The sequence below is a fragment of the Kluyvera genomosp. 1 genome (assembly GCF_001266615.1).
GTDB classification, from domain to species: domain Bacteria; phylum Pseudomonadota; class Gammaproteobacteria; order Enterobacterales; family Enterobacteriaceae; genus Kluyvera; species Kluyvera cryocrescens_A.
The window spans coordinates 13,881-39,042 of sequence record NZ_LGHZ01000052.1 but is presented as its reverse complement, the minus strand read 5'-3'; the positions used below and the strand labels follow the sequence as shown (position 1 = coordinate 39,042).

The 25,162-nt window shown below is 52.5% G+C and carries 25 protein-coding genes; 12 read left to right on the top strand and 13 right to left on the bottom strand.

Annotation, left to right across the window (positions count from 1 at the left end; genetic code table 11):
- The first annotated feature begins 58 nt into the window (after nucleotides 1-58).
- From proQ to htpX, 3 genes are all read left to right on the top strand, one after another.
- A complete protein-coding gene (gene proQ / locus KP80_RS21295; RefSeq protein ID WP_052285637.1) occupies nucleotides 59-751 on the top strand; it encodes an RNA chaperone ProQ in 693 nt (230 codons plus the stop codon).
- 19 nt (nucleotides 752-770) lie between these two features.
- Nucleotides 771-2,819, top strand: coding sequence for a carboxy terminal-processing peptidase (gene prc, locus KP80_RS21290; protein WP_052285636.1), 2,049 nt, complete (start codon nucleotides 771-773; stop codon nucleotides 2,817-2,819).
- A gap of 193 nt (nucleotides 2,820-3,012) precedes the next feature.
- Entirely contained in the window at nucleotides 3,013-3,897 is an 885-nt protein-coding gene (gene htpX, locus KP80_RS21285) for a protease HtpX (protein WP_052285635.1), read from the top strand.
- A gap of 48 nt (nucleotides 3,898-3,945) precedes the next feature.
- On the opposite strand, the gene KP80_RS21280 is transcribed toward htpX, so the two are convergent.
- Entirely contained in the window at nucleotides 3,946-5,319 is a 1,374-nt protein-coding gene (locus tag KP80_RS21280) for an MFS transporter (RefSeq protein ID WP_052285634.1), read from the bottom strand.
- Nucleotides 5,320-5,497: 178 nt separating this feature from the next.
- Between KP80_RS21280 and kdgR the strand changes: the two genes are divergently transcribed.
- Entirely contained in the window at nucleotides 5,498-6,289 is a 792-nt protein-coding gene (kdgR, locus tag KP80_RS21275; protein WP_052285633.1) for a DNA-binding transcriptional regulator KdgR, read from the top strand.
- A gap of 48 nt (nucleotides 6,290-6,337) precedes the next feature.
- Here the strand turns inward: kdgR and KP80_RS21270 are convergent, their stop codons facing one another.
- Entirely contained in the window at nucleotides 6,338-6,577 is a 240-nt protein-coding gene (locus tag KP80_RS21270) for a YobH family protein (protein WP_052285632.1), read from the bottom strand.
- Between the two features lie 168 nt (nucleotides 6,578-6,745).
- Here KP80_RS21270 and mgrB point away from each other — a divergent pair, with 168 nt between their 5' ends.
- The 5 genes from mgrB to rlmA all read left to right on the top strand — a co-directional run bounded on the left by mgrB (nucleotide 6,746) and on the right by rlmA (nucleotide 9,352).
- Complete coding sequence (gene mgrB, locus KP80_RS22775; protein WP_072129189.1) at nucleotides 6,746-6,889, top strand: PhoP/PhoQ regulator MgrB; 144 nt, start codon at nucleotides 6,746-6,748, stop codon at nucleotides 6,887-6,889.
- A 73-nt stretch (nucleotides 6,890-6,962) separates the two neighbouring features.
- A complete protein-coding gene (locus tag KP80_RS21265) occupies nucleotides 6,963-7,259 on the top strand; it encodes a YebO family protein (protein ID WP_052285631.1) in 297 nt (98 codons plus the stop codon).
- A 756-nt stretch (nucleotides 7,260-8,015) separates the two neighbouring features.
- Entirely contained in the window at nucleotides 8,016-8,132 is a 117-nt protein-coding gene (locus KP80_RS22765) for a DUF2627 domain-containing protein (RefSeq protein ID WP_072129187.1), read from the top strand.
- Nucleotides 8,133-8,174: 42 nt separating this feature from the next.
- Entirely contained in the window at nucleotides 8,175-8,384 is a 210-nt protein-coding gene (cspE, locus tag KP80_RS21260; protein ID WP_001062678.1) for a transcription antiterminator/RNA stability regulator CspE, read from the top strand.
- A gap of 170 nt (nucleotides 8,385-8,554) precedes the next feature.
- Entirely contained in the window at nucleotides 8,555-9,352 is a 798-nt protein-coding gene (gene rlmA, locus KP80_RS21255; RefSeq protein ID WP_052285630.1) for a 23S rRNA (guanine(745)-N(1))-methyltransferase, read from the top strand.
- On the opposite strand, the gene mntP is transcribed toward rlmA, so the two are convergent.
- From mntP to manX, 5 genes are all read right to left on the bottom strand, one after another.
- Entirely contained in the window at nucleotides 9,349-9,918 is a 570-nt protein-coding gene (gene mntP, locus KP80_RS21250) for a manganese efflux pump MntP (protein ID WP_052285629.1), read from the bottom strand. The two genes, rlmA and mntP, sit on opposite strands and share 4 nt — an antisense overlap.
- Nucleotides 9,919-10,298: 380 nt before the next feature.
- Nucleotides 10,299-10,757, bottom strand: a complete 459-nt coding sequence (locus tag KP80_RS21245) for a DUF986 family protein (protein WP_052285628.1) — start codon at nucleotides 10,755-10,757, stop codon at nucleotides 10,299-10,301.
- Nucleotides 10,758-10,809: 52 nt separating this feature from the next.
- On the bottom strand, nucleotides 10,810-11,661 hold the full coding sequence (locus tag KP80_RS21240; RefSeq protein ID WP_052285627.1) for a PTS mannose transporter subunit IID: 852 nt from the start codon (nucleotides 11,659-11,661) through the stop codon (nucleotides 10,810-10,812).
- Nucleotides 11,662-11,673: 12 nt separating this feature from the next.
- Nucleotides 11,674-12,474: a PTS mannose transporter subunit IIC gene (gene manY / locus KP80_RS21235; RefSeq protein ID WP_052285626.1), complete on the bottom strand. Its 801-nt coding sequence runs from the start codon at nucleotides 12,472-12,474 to the stop codon at nucleotides 11,674-11,676.
- Nucleotides 12,475-12,533: 59 nt separating this feature from the next.
- Nucleotides 12,534-13,496, bottom strand: coding sequence for a PTS mannose transporter subunit IIAB (gene manX, locus KP80_RS21230; protein ID WP_052285625.1), 963 nt, complete (start codon nucleotides 13,494-13,496; stop codon nucleotides 12,534-12,536).
- Nucleotides 13,497-13,951: 455 nt separating this feature from the next.
- Between manX and yoaE the strand changes: the two genes are divergently transcribed.
- Entirely contained in the window at nucleotides 13,952-15,511 is a 1,560-nt protein-coding gene (gene yoaE, locus KP80_RS21225) for a CNNM family cation transport protein YoaE (protein WP_052285624.1), read from the top strand.
- 66 nt (nucleotides 15,512-15,577) lie between these two features.
- On the opposite strand, the gene KP80_RS21220 is transcribed toward yoaE, so the two are convergent.
- The 4 genes from KP80_RS21220 to pabB all read right to left on the bottom strand — a co-directional run bounded on the left by KP80_RS21220 (nucleotide 15,578) and on the right by pabB (nucleotide 20,738).
- Nucleotides 15,578-17,134, bottom strand: coding sequence for an EAL domain-containing protein (locus KP80_RS21220; RefSeq protein WP_052285623.1), 1,557 nt, complete (start codon nucleotides 17,132-17,134; stop codon nucleotides 15,578-15,580).
- 135 nt (nucleotides 17,135-17,269) lie between these two features.
- Complete coding sequence (gene sdaA / locus KP80_RS21215; RefSeq protein ID WP_052285622.1) at nucleotides 17,270-18,634, bottom strand: L-serine ammonia-lyase; 1,365 nt, start codon at nucleotides 18,632-18,634, stop codon at nucleotides 17,270-17,272.
- Nucleotides 18,635-18,798: 164 nt separating this feature from the next.
- Nucleotides 18,799-19,377 carry a CoA pyrophosphatase gene (locus tag KP80_RS21210; RefSeq protein WP_052285621.1) on the bottom strand — a complete coding sequence of 193 codons (579 nt, stop codon included), beginning with the start codon at nucleotides 19,375-19,377 and terminating at the stop codon, nucleotides 18,799-18,801.
- 2 nt (nucleotides 19,378-19,379) lie between these two features.
- Nucleotides 19,380-20,738 carry an aminodeoxychorismate synthase component 1 gene (gene pabB / locus KP80_RS21205; protein ID WP_052285620.1) on the bottom strand — a complete coding sequence of 453 codons (1,359 nt, stop codon included), beginning with the start codon at nucleotides 20,736-20,738 and terminating at the stop codon, nucleotides 19,380-19,382.
- A 91-nt stretch (nucleotides 20,739-20,829) separates the two neighbouring features.
- Between pabB and KP80_RS21200 the strand changes: the two genes are divergently transcribed.
- Together KP80_RS21200 and KP80_RS21195 are read left to right on the top strand one after the other, a co-directional pair.
- Entirely contained in the window at nucleotides 20,830-21,015 is a 186-nt protein-coding gene (locus tag KP80_RS21200) for a YoaH family protein (protein WP_035891624.1), read from the top strand.
- A 4-nt stretch (nucleotides 21,016-21,019) separates the two neighbouring features.
- The gene (locus tag KP80_RS21195; RefSeq protein WP_052285619.1) at nucleotides 21,020-21,748 is read left to right on the top strand and encodes a phosphodiester glycosidase family protein; all 729 of its coding nucleotides are present in this window, start codon (nucleotides 21,020-21,022) and stop codon (nucleotides 21,746-21,748) included.
- A 30-nt stretch (nucleotides 21,749-21,778) separates the two neighbouring features.
- On the opposite strand, the gene KP80_RS21190 is transcribed toward KP80_RS21195, so the two are convergent.
- Together KP80_RS21190 and KP80_RS21185 are read right to left on the bottom strand one after the other, a co-directional pair.
- Nucleotides 21,779-23,776: a heparinase II/III domain-containing protein gene (locus KP80_RS21190; RefSeq protein ID WP_052285618.1), complete on the bottom strand. Its 1,998-nt coding sequence runs from the start codon at nucleotides 23,774-23,776 to the stop codon at nucleotides 21,779-21,781.
- The gene (locus KP80_RS21185; RefSeq protein WP_052285617.1) at nucleotides 23,776-25,014 is read right to left on the bottom strand and encodes an alginate lyase family protein; all 1,239 of its coding nucleotides are present in this window, start codon (nucleotides 25,012-25,014) and stop codon (nucleotides 23,776-23,778) included. The genes KP80_RS21190 and KP80_RS21185 overlap by 1 nt, the downstream gene beginning before the upstream one ends.
- Nucleotides 25,015-25,162: the final 148 nt, after the last annotated feature.

Sequence of the window (25,162 nt, the reverse complement as noted above, 5' to 3'; positions counted from 1 at the left end):
ATGTCGCCTGTTCATGCCTGCGGCTTGTTGGCTACGTCCGTTGTAATCAGGAAATTTCATGGAAAATCAACCTAAGTTGAATAGCAGTAAAGAAGTTATCGCATTTTTAGCCGAACGTTTCCCGCAGTGCTTTAGCGCGGAAGGTGAAGCTCGCCCCCTGAAGGTCGGCATTTTTCAGGATCTCGTCGAGCGTGTTGAAGGGGAAATGAACCTCAGCAAAACTCAACTGCGTTCCGCATTACGTCTTTATACTTCAAGCTGGCGTTACCTCTACGGTATCAAAGCCGGTGCCGTTCGCGTCGATCTCGACGGTAACCCATGTGGGGAACTGGATGAGCAACACGTGGCGCATGCTCGTCAGCAGCTTGAAGAAGCCAAAGCTCGTGTTCAGGCTCAGCGCGCTGAACAGCAGGCGAAAAAACGCGAAGCCGCCGCTGCGGCAGGTGAGCAAGGTGACGCGCCACGTCGTGAGCGTAAACCACGCCCGCCAGTGCGTCGCAAAGAAGGGGCAGAGCGTAAGCCGCGCGCAGCCGCTGCGAAACCTGCTGCTAAAGCCGTTCGCGAAGTCCGCGAAGAGAAGCTGACACCCGTATCCGATTTGACTGCGTTGACCGTTGGGCAAGCCCTGAAAGTGAAAGCAGGCAACAGCGCAATGGACGCCACGATTCTGGAAATCACCAAAGACGGCGTTCGCGTGCAGCTTACTTCGGGTCTGTCAATGATTGTACGCGCAGAACACCTGGTGTTCTGAAACGGAGGCCGAGCCAGGCATGAACAAATTCTTTAGGCTCTCCGCGCTTACTGGCCTGTTATTATTAACAGGCCAGGCCGTAGCGGTTGAAGATATTACCCGCGTTGATCAACTTCCTGTTCTTAAGGAAGAGACCCAACACGCCACGGTGAGTGAGCGCGTGACATCGCGCTTTACCCGTTCTCATTATCGCCAGTTCGATCTCGATCAAGCTTTTTCAGCCAAAATTTTCAATCGCTATCTGAACCTGCTGGATTACAGCCACAATGTGCTGCTGGCCAGCGACGTTGAGCAATTCTCAGCGAAAAAAGGGCAGATTGGCGACGAGCTTCGTTCAGGCAAACTTGATGTCTTTTACGATCTGTATAATCTGGCGCAAAAGCGCCGCTTTGAGCGCTATGAGTATGCACTCAAAGTGCTCGAGCGTCCGATGGACTTCACCGGCAACGATACGTTTAACCTCGATCGCTCTAAAGCGCCGTGGCCAAAAGATCAGGCCGAGCTGAACGCACTGTGGGACGGTAAGGTTAAATACGATCAGCTGAGCCTGAAATTGGCTGGCAAAGACGACAAAGAAATTCATGATACGCTGGCGCGCCGCTATAAATTTGCGATTCGTCGTCTGGCGCAAACCAACAGTGAAGACGTCTTCTCGCTGGCAATGACTTCATTTGCCCGTGAAATCGATCCGCACACAAACTACCTTTCTCCGCGTAATACCGAGCAATTTAATACCGAAATGAGTCTGTCTCTGGAAGGTATTGGTGCGGTGCTGCAGATGGATGATGACTACACCGTCATCAACTCCATGGTCGCGGGCGGCCCGGCGGCCAAAAGCAAGGCGATTAGCGTTGGCGATCGTATTGTTGGCGTCGGTCAAACCGGTAAAGCGATGGTGGATGTGATCGGCTGGCGTCTTGATGACGTTGTTGCGCTGATCAAAGGGCCGAAGGGCAGCAAAGTGCGCCTGGAAGTTCTGCCGGCGGGTAAAGGTTCAAAAACCCGGATCGTGACTTTGACTCGCGAGCGTATTCGTCTTGAAGACCGCGCGGTGAAAATGTCGGTGAAAAACGTCGGTAAAGACAAAGTCGGCGTGCTGGATATTCCGGGCTTCTATGTCGGTCTGACCGAAGACGTGAAAGTGCAGTTGCAGAAGTTGGAAAAACAGAACGTCAGCAGTGTGATTATCGACTTGCGCAGCAACGGCGGTGGTGCACTGACTGAAGCGGTATCGCTTTCGGGTCTGTTCATTCCATCCGGTCCGGTCGTGCAGGTACGTGATAACAACGGTAAGGTCCGCGAAGATAGCGATACCGACGGCGTGGTTTATTACAAAGGCCCGCTGGTGGTGTTAGTTGACCGCTTTAGCGCCTCGGCATCGGAAATCTTTGCTGCCGCCATGCAGGACTACGGTCGCGCGCTTATCGTCGGTGAACCGACCTTCGGCAAAGGCACTGTGCAGCAGTACCGTTCGCTCAACCGCATTTATGATCAGATGCTCCGTCCTGAGTGGCCAGCGCTGGGCTCCGTCCAGTACACCATTCAGAAATTCTACCGAATCAACGGCGGCAGCACGCAGCGTAAAGGTGTCACGCCGGATATTCTGATGCCAACAGGCAAAGAAGAGACTGAAACCGGTGAGAAATTCGAGGACAACGCACTGCCGTGGGATAGCGTCAATGCCGCTACTTACGTCACATCGGGCGATATGAAGCCGTTCGAACCGCAGCTGTTGAAGCTGCACGATGAACGTATCGCTAAAGATCCTGAGTTCCAGTACATCGCCAAAGATATTGCTCACTTCAATTCACTGAAGGATAAACGCAATATTGCTTCTTTGAACTACGCTCAGCGTGAGAAAGAGAATAATGAAGACGATGCAACGCGTCTGGCGCGGATTAACGATCGCTATAAGCGTGAAGGTAAACCACCGCTGAAGAAACTCGACGATCTGCCAAAAGACTACAAAGAGCCGGATCCGTATCTCGACGAGACGGTCAACATTGCCGTCGACCTGGCGAAGATAGAAAAAGCCAGCCCCGCAGAACAACCCGCGGCGAGCAAATAACCCTCAACAGGCACAAGAAATTGTGCCTGTTTTTTTAGCACTCTCATCTTCACGTCAACAACTATGCTACAAAATGTAAAGTTGTGTCTTTCTGGTGACTTAGCCTCACGTAATCGTTGAAAATTAGCGTATTGCCCCTACGATATGGGTAATCGCATAGTGCGTTTTGTTAAGAAGAGGTTAAAAGTAAATTATGATGCGAATCGCGCTTTTCCTGATGACCAACCTGGCAGTCATGGTTGTGTTTGGGCTGGTGCTAAGCCTGACAGGAATTCAGTCGAGCAGCATGACGGGTCTGTTGATTATGGCGCTGCTGTTTGGTTTTGGCGGCTCTATTGTTTCATTGATGATGTCGAAATGGATGGCGCTGAAATCAGTCGGCGGTGAGGTGATTGAACAACCGCGTAACGAGCAAGAACGCTGGTTGCTGCAAACCGTGGCTCGTCAGTCTGAGCAGGTGGGTATTGCGATGCCGCAGGTCGCACTGTATCACGCGCCGGATATAAACGCGTTTGCCACCGGTGCGCGTCGTGACGCCTCGCTGGTCGCCGTCAGCACCGGTCTGTTGCAGAACATGAGCCGTGACGAAGCCGAGGCGGTTATCGCCCATGAAATCAGCCACATCGCCAACGGTGACATGGTGACCATGACGCTGATTCAGGGCATCGTGAACACCTTCGTTATCTTTATCTCTCGCGTTATCGCGCAGATTGCCGCCGGTTTCCTTGGCGGCAACCGTGATGAAGGTGAAGAGGGCGGTAACGGCAACCCGCTGATCTACTTCGCGGTTTCCATGGTGCTTGAGCTGGTGTTCGGTATTCTGGCAAGCATTATCACCATGTGGTTCTCCCGCTATCGCGAATTCCATGCGGATGCCGGCTCGGCGAAATTGGTCGGCCGTGAGAAGATGATTGCGGCGTTGCAGCGCCTGAAAACCAGCTATGAACCGCAGGAAGCCAGCAGCATGATGGCGTTCTGCATTAACGGTAAATCAAAGTCGCTGAGCGAAATGTTCATGACTCACCCGCCGTTAGACAAACGCATCGAAGCGCTGCGCAGCGGCGAATACATGAAATAAAAAAAGCGCCTCATTCGAGGCGCTTTTCTTTTGTCGGCGATGTGCGGTTTAGCTTTGCGCCCGCGGTTGGGTAACACGTAGCCCACTAAAGAGCATTGCGACGACCGCAAGCGTGCCTGCCAGCAGCAGCGAAATATGTGTACCACCATTGCCGAAAACGTTGAACATTAATGCGACCAGCGCAGCGCCGGTACTTTGTCCCAGTAGTCGCGCAGTTCCCAGCATTCCACTGGCGCCGCCGCTGCGGTTGCGCGGGGCTGAAGAGATGATGGTGTGATTATTTGGCGACTGGAACAAACCAAAACCAGCACCGCATAGCAGCATCCGCCAGATAATATCGATATCATTCGGCGATGACGGCAGCATGGCCATGCCAAAAAGTCCGCAGGCCATAATGGCCATTCCTAGTGCACCGAGCAACCCAGCGTGTACCCGCTCAATCAAATACCCCGCCAGCGGTGCCATGACCATAGTCGCCAGCGGCCACGGTGTTAATAGCAGACCGGTCTCAACTTCCGTTCGCCCGACAATGCTTTGCAAAAAGAAAGGCAGCGACACCATTGCCAGCATCTGTGCGCAAAAGGAGCAGATAGAGGTGCAAATCGATAGGGAAAATAGCGGGATGCGCAACAGGTCAACCGGCAGCAACGGTACAGGGAGACGCAGCTGGCGGCGAACAAAGAAGAATCCTACCACCAACAGCGCCACCAGTTCGGTACACACCAGCACCAGCGATTGCCCCTGCGCAAAGCCGCTCAGTGCGGTAATAAGCAGGCCAAATGTTAATGCGTTCATCACCGCACTCGGCAGATCAAAGCGCTGCGTCTGGTTACGGGTCCCGTTTGATGGCAGAAATCGCACGGCCAATAGCCAGGCGACAATGCCCAATGGAACATTAATGAGGAACAGCCATTGCCAGGATGCGAGTGACAAAATGGCGGCGGCAATCGTTGGGCCCGCAGCAGAAGAGACGGCAACGACGAAGGAGTTGATCCCCATTCCGCGCCCAAGTTGACGCTGCGGATAAATCAGGCGAATCAGCGCCGTGTTCACGCTCATGAGCGCCGCGCCGCCAAACCCTTGCGCGATACGGGCAAGGGTCAGCATTTCTAGCGAGTGCGACAATGCGCAAAGCAGTGAGGTGAGGGTAAAGACAACCAGCCCGGCTTTATAGATACGGTGATAGCCAATCATATCGCCGAGGAAGGAAAGTGAGAGCAGGGAGATAACAATGGCAATCTGATAGGCATTCACTATCCAGATAGAAGCCGCAGGCGAGGCATTAAGGTCGCTGGCAATGGTGGGTAGGGCTACATTCGCAATCGCGCCGTCGAGAACGGCCATTGTTATGCCAATCACAATCGTAAGAATGGCTCCATAGCGCTGGGGTAGCGGTAAGCCATCAATCAAGGGTTTAGTCATGTGGAGAAACTTGTTTTTGTGGAAATTATTAACCAGGAAATGATTCTAGCATTGATTAATCAATTGGATGTCGCAGATTTGTAACCAGGTCACAGAAGTTTCATTGCTACAACGGGATTGCGAAATTATAATAAAAACCGGTTCTAATATTTATAAAACAGTTGCGATGAGGTGATAAATGTCAGCAGCGGATTTGGACAAACAGCCAGATTCTGTCTCTTCGGTACTAAAGGTTTTTGGTATCCTGCAGGCACTTGGCGAAGAACGCGAAATTGGTATTACTGAACTTTCGCAGCGCGTCATGATGTCGAAAAGCACCGTTTATCGCTTTTTGCAGACCATGAAATCATTGGGGTACGTTGCCCAGGAAGGGGAATCCGAAAAGTATTCGCTCACGCTGAAGCTGTTTGAGTTGGGTGCTCGCGCATTACAGAACGTTGATTTGATCCGCAGTGCGGATATTCAGATGCGTGAACTCTCTCGTCTGACGAAGGAAACGGTTCACCTGGGTGCGCTGGATGAAGACAGTATCGTCTACATTCATAAGATTGATTCCATGTATAACCTGCGCATGTATTCCCGTGTGGGGCGTCGTAACCCGCTGTACAGTACGGCAATTGGTAAAGTGCTGCTCGCCTGGCGCGAAACTGACGAAGTGCGTCAGATTCTTGAAGGCGTAGAGTATAAGTGCAGCACCGAGCGTACCATTGCCAATACTGATGAGCTGATCACCGTGCTTGAGCAGGTGCGTAAGCAGGGGTATGGCGAAGACAACGAAGAGCAGGAAGAAGGTCTGCGCTGTATCGGCGTGCCGGTATTCGACCGTTTTGGCGTGGTGATTGCGGGATTAAGTATTTCTTTCCCAACGCTGCGTTTCTCGGAAGAACGTCTGCATGAGTATGTGGAGATGCTGCATACGGCAGCGCGTAAAATTTCAGAGCAGATGGGTTATAACGATTATCCATTCTGAATCTGACACAAAAAGCCCGGCGATGACCGGGCTTTTTTTTAATCTGTTTTAGCCCTCATCGACCACGCTGGCACTTTTACGCAACAGTGGGCAGCTTGACCGACCGACTATACCGTTGTCCCCACGCAGATAGAATGCAGTACTGAATCCCTGTGCCGTCAGGTACTTGCATTGCAAACCTAACCCTCCCGCCGTCTGCTGGCTTCCCGCTAGTACGCCGTACCCGCTCAGGAGAACGCCAATGGCGACAATAACCAAAAAGATGACGGTTCTGATAAACAGGCGCATAAGAATTCCTCTTCTATTATATGTTTCATGTATACCACGTTACTTCGATAACCGATTGACACAAGTCTATGATTCCTAAAAGTGCCAGATGCTATTACAGTTAGCCGCGGTTTAAGGTTAGCATGCTAACTTGGTTACATCTGAATAAGAATTCATGCGGAGAGTGGAGTGAAAAAGTTTCGATGGGTATTACTGATACTCGTTATTGCTGCCTGTGTGCTGTTGTGGACGCAAATGATCAACGTGATGTGCGATCAGGACGTTCAATTTTTCAGCGGCATATGCAGTATCAACAGGTTTATACCCTGGTAAAACATTTTTGCTGGCAGCGATTTCCTTCCGTAGTGTGAGTGGTAGAATGGATCGTTCCTTTTGAGGTGGTAAAATGAGTGATCTTGTAAGTTCTGGGGCATTAAATCTAGCCTCGTTGGCATTCTCCTTTCTTCTGCTGTTAGTCGGTCTGGTGCTGTGGTTTTTTGTGAATCGCACCAGTTCACGTGCTAATGAGCAAATCGAACTCCTTGAATCGTTACTCGATCAGCAAAAGCGTCAGAATGCGCTGTTGCGTCGCCTGTGCGAGATTCACGAGCCAGAGAAAAAAGAAGAAGATGCGCCAAAAACGCAGGCAGCAGTAGAAGATAATGACGAAGACGATTTTATCCGCTTGGTTGCTGAGCGATAAACTCTTTGTTCGAGGACTCCGCGCAGCCTGTCAGGGCTGCCGGACGAATTCCTGATGCGCTTTCCTGGTGCATTGCGTACTTTCTCCCGAACCTTCTTTCCCGTTTGCGCCAACGCATTGAGATTTTGCGCATCGATTGATGCAATTTTAAGCCCCTTCGAACAATCGCATCAATCTGATGACCTATAACGGTATGTTATTGTTGGTAATGAACATCCGATGGGTTTAATTTTACGAAGGATATATTATTGCTCGAATTAGCATAGTATCGCTGCTTAATTAATAGCCGCATAATCTGCATTTAATTAGCGAAACGTTTTTATTGCATCGTAATGAAGCGGTGTCACAAAATTTTCATTAACTTAGTGCAATATGATTGCGTTATTAACCCGATTGGTCGTGCAGGAACTCGGCACAAATGTGAAGTACTTATAACTTTGAGCAAAATGGTATCTGAAAAAGTTATAGTGAAAATATATCTAACGATATAAATAAAAATGATGCATTTGTGATGAATCTTAACGCAGATCAAATGTAGGGCCATGTTAAAAAAGTCTTACGTTACCGTAGGCTAGGTCACGTTGGCAGCTTGCTAAGGCTCGGTGTTTAGGGGCCGTGAGATCGTATGAATGCGCAAGCGGACAAATGATTTGTTAGGATTTGTGCGGCCGATCGAGACACGTTTAAAAATGGCTTGCCATTAATTACGTTGTATGTGATAACACGTTTTGGGTTAAACGAGGTACAGTTCTGTTTATGTATGGCATTTTCAGTAAAGAAGTTCTGAGTAAACACGTTGACGTTGAATACCGCTTCTCTGCCGAACCTTATATTAGTGCCGCATGCAGTCATGTCTCAGTTTTATCTATATGAAAACGCCTGCGGGCGCAGAAAACACTCTAAGGAATTTTGCAAATGGCAAAGATTAAAGGTCAAGTTAAGTGGTTCAACGAGTCTAAAGGTTTTGGCTTCATTACTCCTGCTGACGGCAGCAAAGATGTATTCGTACATTTCTCTGCAATCCAGGGTAACGGCTTCAAAACTCTGGCTGAAGGCCAGAACGTTGAGTTCGAAATTCAGGACGGCCAGAAAGGCCCAGCGGCTGTTAACGTAACCGCTATCTGATTCGACTATCACTGATCTTGCGGCGCGGTAGCGCATCATTATCAGACATAAAGCCTCGCTAATGCGGGGCTTTATCATTTTCAGCCCGCCTATTTTTACCTCCGCTTCATCTTTCTCCCTTGCCTGAATAGCGGTACACTTTCGCCCTTTATGATTATACCGGAGTCGTTATGTCCTACAGTTGTCCGCTCTGCCACGCGCCTCTTACGCGCAGCGGCAATAGTTACCTTTGCCCACAGCGTCATCAGTTTGACCAGGCGAAAGAGGGCTACGTTAATCTCCTGCCGGTACAGCATAAACGTTCACGCGATCCGGGAGACAGTGCGGAAATGATGCAGGCGCGCCGTGCTTTTCTGGATGCAGGGCATTACCAGCCTTTGCGTGATGCCGTCAGCGCGAAACTGAGGGCGATAAATCCTGAACATCTGCTGGATATTGGCTGTGGGGAAGGGTACTACACTCATGCCTTTGCCGCCGTTGCAAAAGAAACCTGGGGGCTGGATGTCTCAAAGACGGCTGTGCGCTACGGGGCGAAGCGCTACCCGCAGGTGGATTTCTGCGTGGCATCCAGCCAGCGTTTACCGTTCGATGATGCGAGCATGGATGCGGTAGTGCGCATTTACGCGCCCTGTAATCCGGCGGAGCTCAAACGCGTCGTTAAACCCGGGGGCTGGGTTATCACAGTGACCCCAGGACCGCGCCATCTGTTGGAAATGAAGGGGTTGATTTACAGTGACGTGCAACTGCATGCCCCACACTCAGAAGTGATTGACGGTTTTACGCTACAAAGCCACGACGCTTTAGCTTATCCGATGCAGTTAAGCGGTGAGGAAGCGGTAACGCTTTTGCAGATGACACCATTTGCATGGCGGGCGAAACCGGAAGTGTGGGAGACGCTGAAGCAGAGTGCGCAATTTGCTTGCCAGACGGATTTCGCGATTCACGCCTGGCAAAGAGATATCGATTAGCCCATATAGTGCGCGTAGAGGATCTGCGCGCCAATAGCGATGAGCACAATCCCGCCCAAAATTTCTGCTCTTTTACCGAGTAGCGGGCCAATAAAGCGGCCAACCATCATTCCCAACGTAGACATAATGAAGGTGGCACAGCCAATCGCGAAAGCGGTAGCCAGAATATTCACCTGCAGGAACGCCAGACCTACGCCGACGGCCATTGCATCAAGGCTGGTGGCGATGGCGGTAGTCACCAGCAGCCAGAAGCCGTGACGACGCGGTGCCTCAGTATCTTCTTCAGCATCATCACCGCGAAAACCTTCGATAACCATTCGTCCACCCAGGAATACCAGCAGAGCAAAAGCAACCCAGTGGCTCCATGCCATCACAAACTGGCTGGCGAGCATGCCTAAACCCCAACCGATCAACGGTGTGAGCATTTCGATGACACCAAAAATCAGGCCGGTGCGCAGGGCTTCAGAGAATTTAGGTTTGTGTAGCGTCGCGCCTTTACCGATTGATGCAGCGAACGCATCCATCGACATACCAAAGGCAAGGAGAATCGTAGCGGTTAAATTCATGAAGATGTCCAGACCGGGAAGTTTCCATATGACACATTACTGCCCCCAGTAATCAGCAGTGAATGCGTCTATGGTCTCGCTTGACTACGATGTGTAATCCGTACGCACCACGTTTTGCAACGAGTATGTTGACACGTACATTTCCATGGGATGGAAATCAGCTACTCCCCAACGACGGGCGCAACCTTAACATATTTTTAGAATATAAAACAACAATTGCTATTGCTTATTTTATTGTTTGATGATAACGATTTTCATTTAGATTTATTGCGTAATCAATACGTTAATAAATATCGGGAGGTTTTGCGGAATAAACATAGCCAGCGCTATAACTTATCTGCTGTGAAATAGAACAGATATAGCGATGGCTATATTTTAACTTATTGAGAATTAACAAGAAGGTTGTAGATCTTCTCCAGGTCATCAATATTCTTAACCCGAATAAGAAGACGGCGTTTTTCTAATTGCATCACCAGCACACCATCTTCGGATAAATTCATTTTTTGAATACGGCTATATTTTATCCACACATTTCCAAAGAAGAAGCCTTCCGTTTTAAAGATGATTTTCGGGCTGCGGATCCAAAAGAGGTAAAATCCCATTAACGCCAGTGCACATAATAACCATGTGGTAATTAGCGCACCGTGGCTGGTGACATTGTTGTACACAAGGATAACGATCAGCACGACGAAGATAACGCTGTCTACGCGACCAGGGCGTAGAAGAGGGACGGCGAGAAGGGTGGCGCCATGACGGCGGGGCATGATGAACTGATCGTAAATGGCGAAAGCCAGCAGTGCGATGATGAAAAGGACCAGTACCAAATCCGTAATGGACATTAAGCCTCCAAATAAAAAAACCGGGGGCAGGGCCCCCGGTGTACATCAGATATTACAGACCCAGCAGGCCGATTGCGTAACCCACGATACCGATGACGAAGAAGCCAACGATAATCCACAGGGCGTTCACTTTCTTACGCAGCAGCCACATACAGGCGAAGGTCAGCAGCAGAGGAACCAGGCCCGGCATCAGCTGGTCAAGGATTGTCTGCACGGTAGTCACACGGGTTTGGCCATCCTGACCGGTGATAGTTGAAACCACCAGCGGGATGTTTACGTGCGTCCACTTGTTAACCAGGGCCCCCATGACAAACAGGCCGAGGATAGACGCCCCCTCAGTCAGTTTCTGCAGGAAGCCACCACCCATATCAGAAACGATATCGATCCCTTTACGGTAACCGTAAGCCACGCCGTAGTAACGGGTTGCCAGACGTACCAGGTTGAACAGGATGAAGAACAGCAGTGGCCCAAGCAGGCTACCACTCATCGCGATACCGGCACCCAGCGCCGCGAAGACCGGACGTACGGTACCCCAGAAGATTGGGTCACCTACGCCTGCCAGCGGGCCCATCAGACCAACTTTGATACCGTTGATAGCACCATCGTCAATCTCTGCGCCGTTAGCACGTTGTTCTTCCATCGCCAGCGTAACGCCCAGTACAGGGGCCGCTACGTAAGGATGGGTGTTAAAGAATTCCAGGTGACGCTTGATAGCCTGTTTACGCGCATCGTTGTTCTCTGGATACAGACGACGAATCGCCGGCACCATAGAGAAGCAGAAGCCCAGCGCCTGCATACGTTCGAAGTTCCATGAACCCTGGAACAGGTTTGAACGAAGGAACACGCCACGGATGTCGCCCGGAGTGAGTTTTTTCTCGGTGGTAGTTTTAGTCACATCAACCATTTCGCTCACCTGTTAGTCCAATTCGTTATCAAGATCGTTAGAACCAGCCGCTTGAGCAGGTGCACCTGCAACGCGGTTGTATTTCGGGCTCAGCTGGATGTAGAGGATAGCCATTACTGCGCCAATCACGCCCAGAGCAACCAGGTTGAAGTTAGTGAATGCTGCAGTCACGAAGCCGAGGTAGAAGAACGGCATCAGATAGCCTGCGCGCATCATGTTGATGACCATCGCGTAACCTACTACCACGATCATGCCACCGGCGATGTTCAGACCGCTGGTCACAACTTCCGGAATGGCGTTCAGCATGCTCTGAACTTCGCTGGTACCCACGGAGACCGCAACGATTACTGCTGGGATTGCAATACGCATCGCCTGCAGGAACAGAGAGGAAACGTGAATCCAGGACAGCGCCGTGAGGTTTCCGCTTTCAGCTGCTTTATCAGCTGCGTGCTGGAATGCCACGGTGATGGTACGAACGATGATGGTCAGAACCTGGCCTGCGGCTGCCAGAGGGATAGCCAGCGCGATACCTGCGCCGATACCCTGATGGCCTGCAATGACCAGAATGGTAGAAATAATTGATGCCAGCGCAGCATCAGGCGCAACGGCTGCACCGATGTTCATCCAGCCCAGAGCGATCATTTCCAGGGTACCACCGATGATAATACCGGTTTTCATATCCCCGAGAACGATACCGATCAGCGTACAAGCGACCAGCGGACGGTGGAACTGAAATTCATCGAGTATTGATTCCATACCTGCAATACATGCGACGATGAACACCAGCACAATCTGAAGAGTGGTAATCTCCATTGTACTTCTCCTATTGCTTATTCAGACTTAAGTGTGAAGGCTAAAACGTTGCCAAAGCCTTATTTCGGCACTTTGGCAATCAGATCCATCATTTTCAGTTTCTGGTCGGTGGAAACTTTACGGACTTCCAGCTCGATACCACGTGCGTTCAGTTTGTTAAAGGCCTCAATATCCTTCTCGTCAACGGATACCGCGTTGTTTACCTGGGTTTTGCCCTGGCGGAACGCCATACCACCAACGTTTACTGAGGTCACTTTCACGCCGCCTTCCACGATACGTTCAACGTCGGTCGGGTTAGTGAACAGCAGCATCACACGCTCACCCGCATATTTCGGGTTGTTGTAGACGCGGATCATTTTAGCGACATCGACAACGTGCGCCGTGACGCCAGGAGGTGCAACCTGAGTCAGCAACGTTTTACGCACGGTATCAGCGGCAACTTCATCGCTGACCACAATAATGCGCGTAACGTTGGTTTCTTTAGTCCAGCGGGTAGCAACCTGACCGTGAATTAAACGGTCATCGATACGCGCCAGGCCAATGTGCATATAATCGTTCGGGCCCATTGGTTTAGCAGGTGCTGCAGCTTTAGGCTTAACCGGTGCAGGAGCCGCTTTTTCAACGGGTTTTGCTTTCAGCGCTTTCACGCCTTCGCTACCGGTCTCAACAGCCAACGCCACCAGCTCATCAAAGCTTGGGTTATCATCACGAGCCATAAAGGTCTCGACCAGCATCGGTACGTTGACGCCAGCGATCACTTCGTAGTTTTCTTTATCAACCACAATGCGGCTAGCCGCGTTGAATGGGCTACCGCCCCACGTGTCGACAAGGAACAATACACCTTTACTGGTATCAAGCTTTGCCAGCTCAGCGGTGTATTTTTCGATTAACGTTTCTGCATTCTCGCCAGGCACGAAATCGATCCAGCCAACATTTTCCTGCTCGCCCAACAGCATTTCTGCCGTTTTCAGCAGTTGCTCTGCTGCCCAACCATGTGTGCCTATTACAATAGCAATCGTCACTTGCTACCTCCTTTTATTATCGTGAGTATCAGTAGGGCTGATACCATTTGAGCCGATGCCGTTACCGAATCGATTCAGACAAGGGTTAGAGAGATAAACCAATAGTTACCGAGAATTATTTTAGACAGTGAAAGAATAATTAATGTGATGAAGATCCGTAATTTAGTTAAAGGGTTGCAATTATTTTGCGGTGTAAAAAATAGCCTTACATTTTGCAAAGACTGGTAAATCTTTGGCAAAATATCTTTTTAATTTGCTATGTTAATGCTTCGTTTAACTAGACAGGAGTATAGGGCATCAGCCCGTAGTATGGATCCTCACCGACGCCTTTTCGTTTTCGCTCGCTTATGCGGCACATCTTTCGGCCATACGCGCCAACTTTTTCTATCGCCAGGTATCGTCTCGCTTAAACATGACATAGCGATGACCCGTCTTGTCTCTCGTTGGAGTGCTTTATGGAACTGTTAATGGACCCGTCAATTTGGGCGGGATTGTTGACGCTTGTCGTGCTGGAAATTGTTCTGGGTATTGATAACCTGGTGTTTATCGCCATTCTTGCCGATAAACTGCCGCCAAAACAACGTGATAAGGCTCGTCTTATCGGCCTCTCGCTGGCGCTTATCATGCGACTGGGACTGCTGTCCGTTATCTCGTGGATGGTGACGCTCACCGCGCCGCTGTTTACCGTATGGGGGCAGACCTTCTCAGGACGTGACATGATCATGCTGGTCGGTGGTCTATTCCTGTTGTTTAAGGCGACGACTGAGCTCCATGAGCGATTAGAGAACCGTCAGCACGACTCCGGTCATGGCAAAGGCTATTCCAGCTTCTGGGTGGTCGTTGCGCAGATTGTGGTGCTGGATGCTGTCTTCTCGCTGGACGCAGTGATTACTGCGGTCGGTATGGTGGAGCATCTGTGGGTAATGATGGCCGCTGTGGTTATCGCGATGGGCGTGATGCTGCTGGCGTCTAAGCCGCTGACCAGCTTCGTCAACCAGCATCCGACCGTGGTGGTGCTGTGTTTAAGTTTCCTGCTGATGATTGGTTTAAGCCTCGTCGCAGAAGGTTTTGGTTTCCATATTCCGAAAGGCTACCTGTACGCCGCGATTGGCTTCTCGGTACTTATCGAACTGTTTAACCAGATCGCGCGCCGAAACTTTATTCGCCATCAATCCACGCAGCCGCTGCGTGCTCGTACCGCAGACGCTATTTTGCGCCTGATGGGTAACCGTAAACCGGTTGCCGTGGTCAATGATGAAAGCAATAAAGCGACCGTGCCGGTGCCAGAAGGAGCGTTCGTGGAAGAAGAACGCTACATGATTAACGGCGTACTGACCCTGGCTTCGCGTTCGTTGCGCAGTATCATGACGCCGCGGGGTGAAATCAGCTGGGTTGATGCCAACCTGAGTCGCGATGAGATCCGCGAGCAGCTGCTCTCCTCACCGCATAGCCTGTTCCCGGTATGTCGCGGTGAGTTGGATGAGATTGTCGGGATTGTGCGGGCTAAAGAGCTGCTGGTGGCACTGGAGGCTGGTGAAGACGTGCTGGCTATCGCTTCTGCCTCACCGGCGATTATTGTGCCGGATACCCTCGACCCCATCAATCTGCTGGGCGTGCTGCGACGGGCGCGTGGGAGCTTCGTCATGGTCACCAACGAATTCGGGATGGTGCAGGGGCTGGTAACGCCGCTGGACGTACTGGAAGCGATTGCCGGGGAGTTCCCGGACGCCGACGAAACGCCAGAAATTGTTGCTGATGGCGATGGTTGGTTGGTAAAGGGCTCCACCGACCTGCATGCGCTACAGCAAACGTTGGGGCTCGATAATCTGGTTGACGAAGATAATGATTATGCAACGGTTGCCGGTTTGGTGATCGCGGTCAACGGGCAGATCCCGCGTGCGGGCGAGAGAGTTGAACTCCCGTCGGTACAAATCACCGTGACGGAAGCCAACAATTATCGTGTTGATCAGGTACGTGTGGTGAAGTTGAACTCACACCATGACGAAGAAGAGTAACGTCTCTCAGAAGCCCGACTAAGGCTCAAACCTGCCAAATCCGGGCATTGACGGGAAGCACAAATCCTACCGCGTTTGTGCTTCCTGTTCCGCCATCCAGCGCGGGAAATCCTCAAGGGGTATCGGTTGTGAGAACAGATACCCCTGCAGCAAATGAACGCCGTGGCGCTGGAGATAGCTCGCCTGTTCATCGGTCTCCACGCCTTCCGCAACCAGTTCAATATTCAGACGCTGAGCAAGCGCGATAATCATATCGGTCACCGTTGAATTCACCGCATCCGTTCCTATAGCTCCGGTAAATGATTTATCGATTTTGAGGACGTCCGGGTGCAGCATTTCCAGCCACGAGAGTGAACTGTTACCCGTCCCGAAATCATCGATAGCCAGTTTTATCTGGCGATTGCCCAGATCGCTGCGTACCTGGTAATCCACATCATGTAGTGCATCACGTTCAGTAAGTTCGATGGTCAACTGCTGTACCGGCTTAACGCTAAACCAGCTTTGCTGTAAATCCTTCAGCAGTTGCCCGTGCTTGAAGTGCGGTGCTGCCACGTTAATACCTATCTGAAAATCGGGATCCTGCGGGAAAAGATGAAGCTTTTTCGCGGTCTCGCCAATGACATAGCGGGTGAGAGGGATTATCAGATTTTGCGTTTCGGCAATTGGCACAAAAACGTCTGGGTCAACCCAACCGACGCGCGGGTTGTTCCATCTCAGCAGAATCTCAACGCCGGTGCAGCGCTGCACGCGCGCGTCCATCTGCGGCTGACAGTAGAGGCTAAATTCTTTGCCTGCAATCCCCATATTAATTTCCCGCGAGAAGCTCAAGCGACCGGCGGTAGCCAGCCAGGCAATCCACGTAAACAGCACGCTCATGATGATGGCCAGGGGGAGCTCGGAATAGAGATTGCTCAATGCCAGCCGTTCAGGGCCGGGGCTTAATGCATTAATGCTGAAAGGGAAACGTGAGGATTGTAGGGTGTAGGAACTGTTGTCGGAATTGACCAACTGCGGGGTAATTCCGGTTTCATGTTGATAATACCGATCGCCTACGTTCAGGCTCATGTGGCTAATTAGCGGCGGCGAGGCTTCCAGAATAATGCTGCTGACCAAATCTATATTAATAGAAGCCAACACGCCGTCCTGGCCATCCGCCGAAGCGGGAAACCACTGGATGAGTATCGGCGTGCCTTTAATCAAGGAGTGATCGATGGTTAATTGCAGCAGAGGTTGGGGGTTAGGTAGCTGCGCTTGCAGTGAGTGAATCGGGACATTGCGCGCGCCAAGGGTGCTAGAACAATAAAGATGGCCTGATTTGATGAGCGCAATGGAACGCACCGTCTGCAGTTCTACGGCCAGTTTTCGCAGTTGTAGATGAATGGCTTCACAGGGCTGCCCAACCAACGCCAGCATCTCGCTGCGCTGGGTTTCCAGCGGCAGCAGTATTTTATTCAGTCGCTCTACCGAGTGGTTGGTGAGCATCTCTATCTGCTTGTGATTTACGCTACGCTGCGAAATAAATCGTATTCCTAGAGTGAGCGCGAAAGCACAAATGGCGACGGTCACGCACACGGCGATTCGCTTACGCAGATATTTTCTGATAATCCATTGTGCGGTTTGCATGTCCGGGACTCGGTGCGAATGTATTGATACTGAAAATACCAGTGACGATAGTGCAAGTGTAGAGGGAAGCTAAAAAAGTGAGAGAAAAGAGGGAAATAAATCACCCACCCGTATTAGGGGTGGGTGAGAGAGGTATTAGTCGCACTGAACCTTAATAGCCAGGCCGCCGCGTGACGTTTCGCGGTATTTGGCGTTCATGTCTTTACCGGTTTCATACATGGTCTCAATAACCTTATCCAACGACACGCGCGGCTCGCTGGTGCGGCGCATTGCCATGCGGGAGGCGTTAATCGCTTTCACTGAGGCAATGGCGTTACGTTCGATGCACGGAACCTGAACCTGCCCGGCGACCGGGTCACAGGTTAGACCCAGGTTATGCTCCATACCGATTTCGGCGGCGACGCAAACCTGCTCAGGGCTTGCGCCCAGCAGTTCGGCCAGACCGGCTGCGGCCATTGAACAGGCTACACCCACTTCACCCTGACAGCCGACTTCGGCGCCGGAAATCGAGGCGTTCATCTTATACAGCGCGCCAATTGCACCCGCCGCAAGGAAGTAGCGGATATAGATTTCTGGCGTGACCGGTTCAATAAAGTGGTCGTAGTAGGCGAGCACTGCAGGCACAATCCCGCAGGCGCCGTTGGTCGGTGCCGTCACCACGCGGCCACCGGCTGCGTTTTCTTCGTTCACCGCCAGCGCAAACATATTGACCCAATCAACCACGTTCATCGGATCGTGGGACAGCTTATCGCTGGCGACCAGCAGACGACGCAGCGCTGAAGCACGGCGCGGCACGCGCAGCGGCCCTGGCAGAATACCTTCGGTATTCATCCCACGATCGATACACGCTTGCATGGTCTGCCACACGTTAGCGAAATAATCTTCAATCTCTTGTTTGCTATGCAGTGCCAGTTCGTTTTGCATCACCATGCCGGAGACGGAGAGGCCCGTCTCGTGGCAATAGCCAAGCAGTTCGGCGGCAGAAGCAAACGGATAAGGCACCTGTACTGCATTGCTGGCTTCTTTGCCAAAATGCTCTTCGTCGACGATAAAACCGCCGCCGATGGAGTAGTAGGTTTTGCTATAGACCAGCGTCTCGCCGGCCCAGGCGTGGATCTGCATAGCGTTTTCGTGCAGCGACAGGTTCTCACTGCGAAAACGCATGCCGTCGTTCGCCGGGAAATCAACTTCGACGCGGCCTTTTGCCAGCAGCAGACGGCCGCGGGTTTCAACGTCACGAATAAACGCCGGGATAGCATCAATATCAACGGTATCCGGCTGGTTGCCCGCCAGACCCATAATGATCGCGATATCGGTATGGTGGCCTTTACCGGTGAGGGACAGTGAACCATAGACGTCGACGGCAACGCGCGTCACGTCATCAATCAGTCCCTTTTCGACCAGGTCATCGACGAACTGTTTGCCTGCCTTCATCGGCCCTACAGTATGGGAAGATGAGGGGCCAATCCCCACCTTAAACATGTCGAATATACTAATCACTTTAACACTCCTGACAGGGTTGCCGCGTTGTTGCGGCAACGATGTAATAACTGCGCATAGTGTATGAGGGAACCCGGAACTCAGCTGAACTATTCACATGAATTTAACTAATGAATAGCCTTGGTTTTACTAATGCTGAGTGCCGCTGTTTAGGATAAGTATAGTCAGGGTTTAAGGCCCACTTGTAGCGCCAGCTCACGAATGATGCCTGCGGTCATACCCCAGACAAAATAGTGCTGATACCACGACAGCCAAACGCGGTGAGAATCGCCGCGACGGTGAATGTCGAGCGGATGATAGCGGCCAAGGCGCAGCGCTTCGGCAAGCGGCATCTCAAACACTGACGCCACTTCGTCTTCGCTGGCGTGATAGTGCAGATCCGGTGGGATGACGCCCAGTACGGGAGTTACCTGAAAGCCGGTTACGCTGTCGACCGGCGGCAGCACGCCAATAATATCGACGCATTCCGGCGGTATGGCCACTTCTTCCTGGGCTTCCCGTAGCGCGGCGGCAATCAGCGAGGCATCGCTACTGTCTACTGCACCGCCGGGGAATGCTACCTGGCCGGGATGTTTGCGCAAACGTGCGGAGCGCTGCGTCAGCAGCAGACCGGGCTGAGGACGGCGCACAATCGGCACCAACACCGCAGCCTGACGAGCATTGAGCGCCGCGCGGCTGGTTTGCGGGCGCAGCAGCTGAAAGCGGGAGAGAAAGTCATCCAGATTCAGCGCGTTGACATCCATGGTTATGACTCCAGTTGCGATAAGATACGATTAACTTTATCAAATGTTTCCTGATATTCCGCGGCTTCTTCGCTGTCAGCCACCAGACCGCCGCCAGCTGAACAGTACAGCGTGCCTTGCGTTGCGGTGACAGTGCGGATGGTAATGCTGGTGTCCATATTGCCGCAGGCGCTGAGATAGCCAATGCTGCCGCACCATGCGTTGCGACGATGAGGCTCGAGTTCGTCGATGATCTCCATCGCGCGCACTTTGGGCGCACCGGTAATCGAGCCGCCGGGAAACGCTGCGCGCAGCAGGTCGGTCGCATGCAGAGAAGCAGGTAAGGTGGCAGTGATGGTGCTTACCAGATGATGGACCGCCGGGAATGGTTCGACCACGAACAACTCCGGTACGCGTACGCTGCCCGGCACGGCCACCCGGCCAATGTCGTTGCGCATCAGATCGACAATCATCAGATTTTCTGCACGATCCTTCGCTGAGTTCGCCAGCCGATTGGCCTGTTCGGCATCGGCCAGCGGGTCGTCTAAACGCGGCAAGGTACCTTTGATGGGGCGGGTCTGGATCTGCCCCTGTTCAAGCTGAATAAAGCGCTCGGGTGACAGACTTAAGATAGCGCTGTCGTCAAAACGCAAAAATGCGCTGAACGGCGCACGATTGCAGTGATTAAGACGAACAAATGCCTGCCATTCATCGCCCCGGTAGCTTGCCTGAAAACGCTGGGCAAGGTTGACCTGGTAGCAGTCGCCGCTTTGTAAATAGTCCTGCACCTGACGGAATTTTTCGCCGTATTGTTCACGGCTCATATTGGATTGCCAGCCTGAAGTCAGGGCAAATGGCTGGGCAACGGTTGCTTGCTGTTGTGCAAGCCAGTCCAAACGCGCGTTGACATCACCATGGCACAGCAACGTCACGCGTTGACGATGGTGGTCAACGATCAGCGCCCAGTCATAAATCCCCACCGCCATATCTGGCACGGTAATATCAGCCTGTGCCAGCTGTGGCAGATTTTCAAAACGCCGTCCGAGATCGTAGCCGAACAGCCCAACTGCGCCGCCGATAAACGGTAAATCTGGAAATGACGTGTCGTTAAACCCACAGCTTGCCAGCGCGTCGTGCAGCAGGGCCAGCGGATCGTCATGTGATGAGATGACGGGGCCGTCGACACGGCTGATTTCGGTGGTTTCGCCGCGAGTGACGAGCGTGATACGCGGCTCGGCAACCACGATATCGTAACGGCTGTGCGGATGGTTGGCGTAGCCTGAGTGCAACATCATGGCCCATGGCGAGGCGCTTAACGGGGCAAAATAGTATTCTGCTGCGTCCTGTCGCCAGGGAAGCGTCATGGTTGAAGGGTGTAACATCGTTATTCTGTCCAGCCTGGTCTGCGCTGCCTATGGCGAATGTTCGGGCAGCATGAAATAATAAGCGCCCACAATGTAGCAGGAGTCAATGATGTTTGCAGGATTACCTTCATTAAGCCATGAACAGCAGCAGAAAGCCGTTGAGCGTATTCAGGAGCTGATGTCTCAGGGCATGGCGAGCGGTCAGGCTATTGCGCTGGTGGCTGAAGAGCTGCGCGCAACCCACACCGGCGAGCGAATCGTTGCCCGTTTTGAGGACGAAGACGAGGACGAATAAGCCAATGGCGTTCCTCCTAAAACCGCTGTTGCTGGTACTGGCGACTACGCCGTTACTGGCGGCAGCCGGTCCTTCCTGTCAGTTGACCGACCCGGGCCTTACGCTGCAAAGCTATCAAGCCGATCCCCAACGTGAACGTATCGCCATGTACTGGCAGCAGCCTAACGGTAAAGACTATGGTTCGCTGCGCGCGCTGCTTGGTGCTATCAACGGTGATGGCCGCGTGCGGATGGCGATGAACGGCGGCATTTACGATAAAGCTTACGCGCCGCTCGGACTCTATATTGAGAACGGTCAGCAAAAAGTGGCGGTCAACCGCGCATCAGGTGGCGGCAACTTCTTTATAAAACCCGGTGGCGTATTTTATCTTCGCGGTCATCAGGCGGGGATCGTCAGTCTTGATAAGCTGAAATCGACCGCAGGGATGGACTACGCGGTGCAGTCTGGCCCCATGTTGATTGAAAACGGGACCATCAACTGGCGGCTTAAACCTTCCGCTAGCTCGCGTAAACTGCGCAACGGTGTCGGCATCACTAAGCAGGGAAAGGTTGTGTTTATGCTAAGCGATCGCGAAACCAATTTTTATGATTTCGCCTGCTATGCCAAAACGCGGCTGAACGTGCGGCAGATGCTCTATCTCGACGGTACCATCTCGAAGATGTACCAGCAGGGGGGCAGTATTCCCTGGCAGTATCATCCCTTCGTCTCGATGATCACCGTTGAAAAACGTTAAATACGCCTTCCGTTGCCGGAAGGCGTGGTTCTAGTTGATCACATCAGGCAGCAATTCCGGGTCATCGTAGAGTGTCACATGAGTGACATGTTCCCCGCGCCAGAACGAAAGCTGAGTGCCAATGGGCGTATGATGAACGCTCACCTCCGTCAGCGGCGCTGACTTTGCCAGATCCCACAGACAGACAAAACGCGCCTGCGGCAAATGGTTGCGCAACACCAGATAGCTGAGGTTGCTTATTGCCGGGTTATCCGGTGCCAGCCCTTGCCACAGTTCGCCATCACCCGCCAGCCAGAGCGCCACGGTATTTTCACCGCGCGTGAAGTGGCGCGGCTGACAGCCATGGAGCGGCGTCATGGTAGAGTCTTCCATATGCCGCAGCGGCCCGCTGAGTGAAAAGGGCTGCGGTGTACCGGTTTGGTCTAGCGCCTGCGCGGCCAGATGCAGGGTCCAGTCGAGCTGTTGGCGATGTGGGTTTTCAACGGATGACAGGTCGATAAGCACATCATCAATCCATAGCAGCCGGCGGCGGAAGCGAATTTCCTGCCAGGACAGGACGTCCCATTCGACACGCGTATGGCTATTCAGCTCCGGCGGTGGCTTGCCCCAGTCCACTTGCGTATCCAGCCACAGATAGTCGTTGCCCATATGCCAGCCCAGCACATCAGGATTGGCCGGCGGCTGGTTGCTTTGATTCACGGTTAGCGTGTTATGGGTGGCGCTATTTTTGTAGTAGTCATAGTGCATTTTGGCACCGTACCCGGTGGTGCCAAGATCCGGCAGCAGCCAGCCGTCCTGCTGCCATAGCATCAGCCCTAATCGATCGTAATGATCGTGCTCGCCCCCCCACGGGCTGTGCTTAATCAGCAGCGCCTGCTGTTGCTGCTGATTACGCCACAAGGTGATGCCTGCGCCCGGCGCAAACAGCGACTGTTGAGGGATCAGTGTCGCCGTACTTTCTGGCAGCGGCTGGTCGCGCCACAGCAGCGTTTCACGTTCGTCAGGTTCTGACTCGGTAAACTGCAGCACGGCGGCGTACAGCGGGTCGCGCCAGATAAACCAGGCAAACTCATACACATCCCGGTGGTGCAGTTTTTCCTGCCCCGCGAGGCAGTCGTTAAGACGCGGGAAGGTGCCGTCCGGCAGCAGCAAAGCGAGTGGGAAACTTAGCATCGGCTGATACCACGGGCCGTCGATCAGGCTCCAGCGGGTGCCGCGGGCCAGTTTTTCAAAGGCAAAGAAACCTTGCAGCGCATAATAGTGGTAGTGCACCGAACCTTCGAACCACAACCCCTCCGCCAGCAGGCCATTCTCCAGCTGCCATCGCAGGCCGTACGGCTGATTGACGGCAAACTCCAGCAGATCCTCATCTTCCAGGACAAACCCGAGCACCCCGAGCGCTGCGCCGATTTTTACCTCGTGGTTGTGGATCTGCGGGCTGCGATGCTCACGCAAAAAATTCGCAGCGCAGCGCAGCAGATTTTCGCTGATATGCAGCTGCTCGCTCGGGGTTAACGTTTCACGAATAAAGTCATAGCCCAGCGCCATATCCAGAATACAGTTGGCCTCACACAGGGTTTGGGCGTTCATCTTGCCCGGACCGTTATGCGGAATATCACCATGAACTTCATACCCAGGATAGACATCGGCGTAGCCCATCAGCAGCGTACGCACTTTATCGCGATAGGCCGTCACGCCGGTCAACTGCCACAACAGGCCCAGCTGCTGGCAGGCGCTGGCGTTACGGCCATTCATCTCCCGCCACCATGCACCATCCCATGGTTCGCCGCGAAATATCTCGCCGTCCACCGGACAGGCGTGCTGGTGGGGAGAGTCGGCCTGCCAGGTTAACCGCACGCCGTGGTGCGGGCAAAAATAGTAGAGATTCCAACTGGCAATGCCGGTCTGCGGAATGCGCACCTCGGCATCCAGCATTGGCTGTGCATTCTTCACGAGCTGTGTCATCAGGCCGTTATTGCCGGCTGCACGTCTGGCAATCTCGGGCCATAGCCCAGAAAATTGTTTCATCAGTGGTTATCCTTGACCTCTGCTGATGCGGAAAGTGGGGCGATGAGCGTGGTGATATCGTCGGGATATTTTGCGCGTAACCACTGGGCTTTTTCGCGGAACAGCGGGTCTTCCGGCCAGGCGTGAGCAGCGGTGGCAATATTGCGTAACGCTTTTTTGTCGTCCATTTTGTCGAGATCTTTCCACGGCCACGGCGTGTCGCTGTTGATAAATCCGGCAATGTAGTGATAGCCCTTGCGCAGGCTATGGTCGTCGAGGGTGAAGTTCCAGATGTCGACCCCGGCTTTTTCACCCAGGCGCCCCAGGCGGTTGTAGGCTTCAAGGTTGAAGTTGCTGTAGTGCCACGGACGGGTTCGCTCCAGCTCCGCCATCTGGCGGCCTTCGATATCAAACTGTCCGGCGATGCGCCGCAGCTGGGTGACGTACAACCGTTTTTTCGCGTCCTCGGTTTTACCGCTGAACAGTGCGAAGGTCGTTGCCTGCATATCAAAATAGGTGCCGTGGTTGTTGTGCCAGTTCTCCTCTTCAAAGCCGTTCTGGCTGGTGGTCATCCAGTGATAAAACTCACCGAACCACTGCTTAAGATCGGTCACTTCTTTATCACTCAGGGTTCCGGAATCTTGCAACAGGGCAATGGCATCCACCACATCGACCAGCGCGCGGCTGTCGATGATGCCAATGCCGCGCCCAGTGTTTATGCCGGGTATTGCCTGCGCGTGCTGCAAATTTGGCGTCATGCGGGTTTCTGAATTGAGGAACCAGCTTTTCAACTGCTCAGTGGCCTTTTGCGCGTAGCGTTTGTCCTGTGAGAAGTACCAGGCAAGGGCTAGCGTCGAGACATCATTACTCATCTTCACCAGCCGATTTTTATCGGTGGCATCGCTATTGGCATCCGGGTTGGTTTGCCCATCTTTGCGGATATACGGCAGCCCATCTTTGGTATCGGGATTTGGCCACCAGTAAGGCGGGAAGCTGTAATAGTCATGTTTGTTGCCGCTGGCGGCGACCAGCGTTTTATCCATCACTGAGAACAGCGGGTGCTTTAATGCGAGGTCGGCTTTCTTCAGCAGCGCACTTTGCGCCTGAACGAACAGTGGATCTTTGGCCGCAATCTGCTGGCGGCTAAAGGCCAGGTCCTTACCATCAAGCGTGTAAGGCTCGGCGGCATACAGGGAAGTGCTGAGGCCAGAACACAGCAGCGCAAGGCCTAATAATCCTCGGCGAGGTATTGAGTTCATAGTGATAACCCTTCTGCAAATATGAGAAAAGATAACAACAGAATTATACCTGTCGCGTATTTAAGATACGTGAAAGGCAGGCGTTTTAATTAAAAATAAAGCGTTTTTAAATACGATGGCGTGCAGTGTAAAAGACAAAGTGATTTTT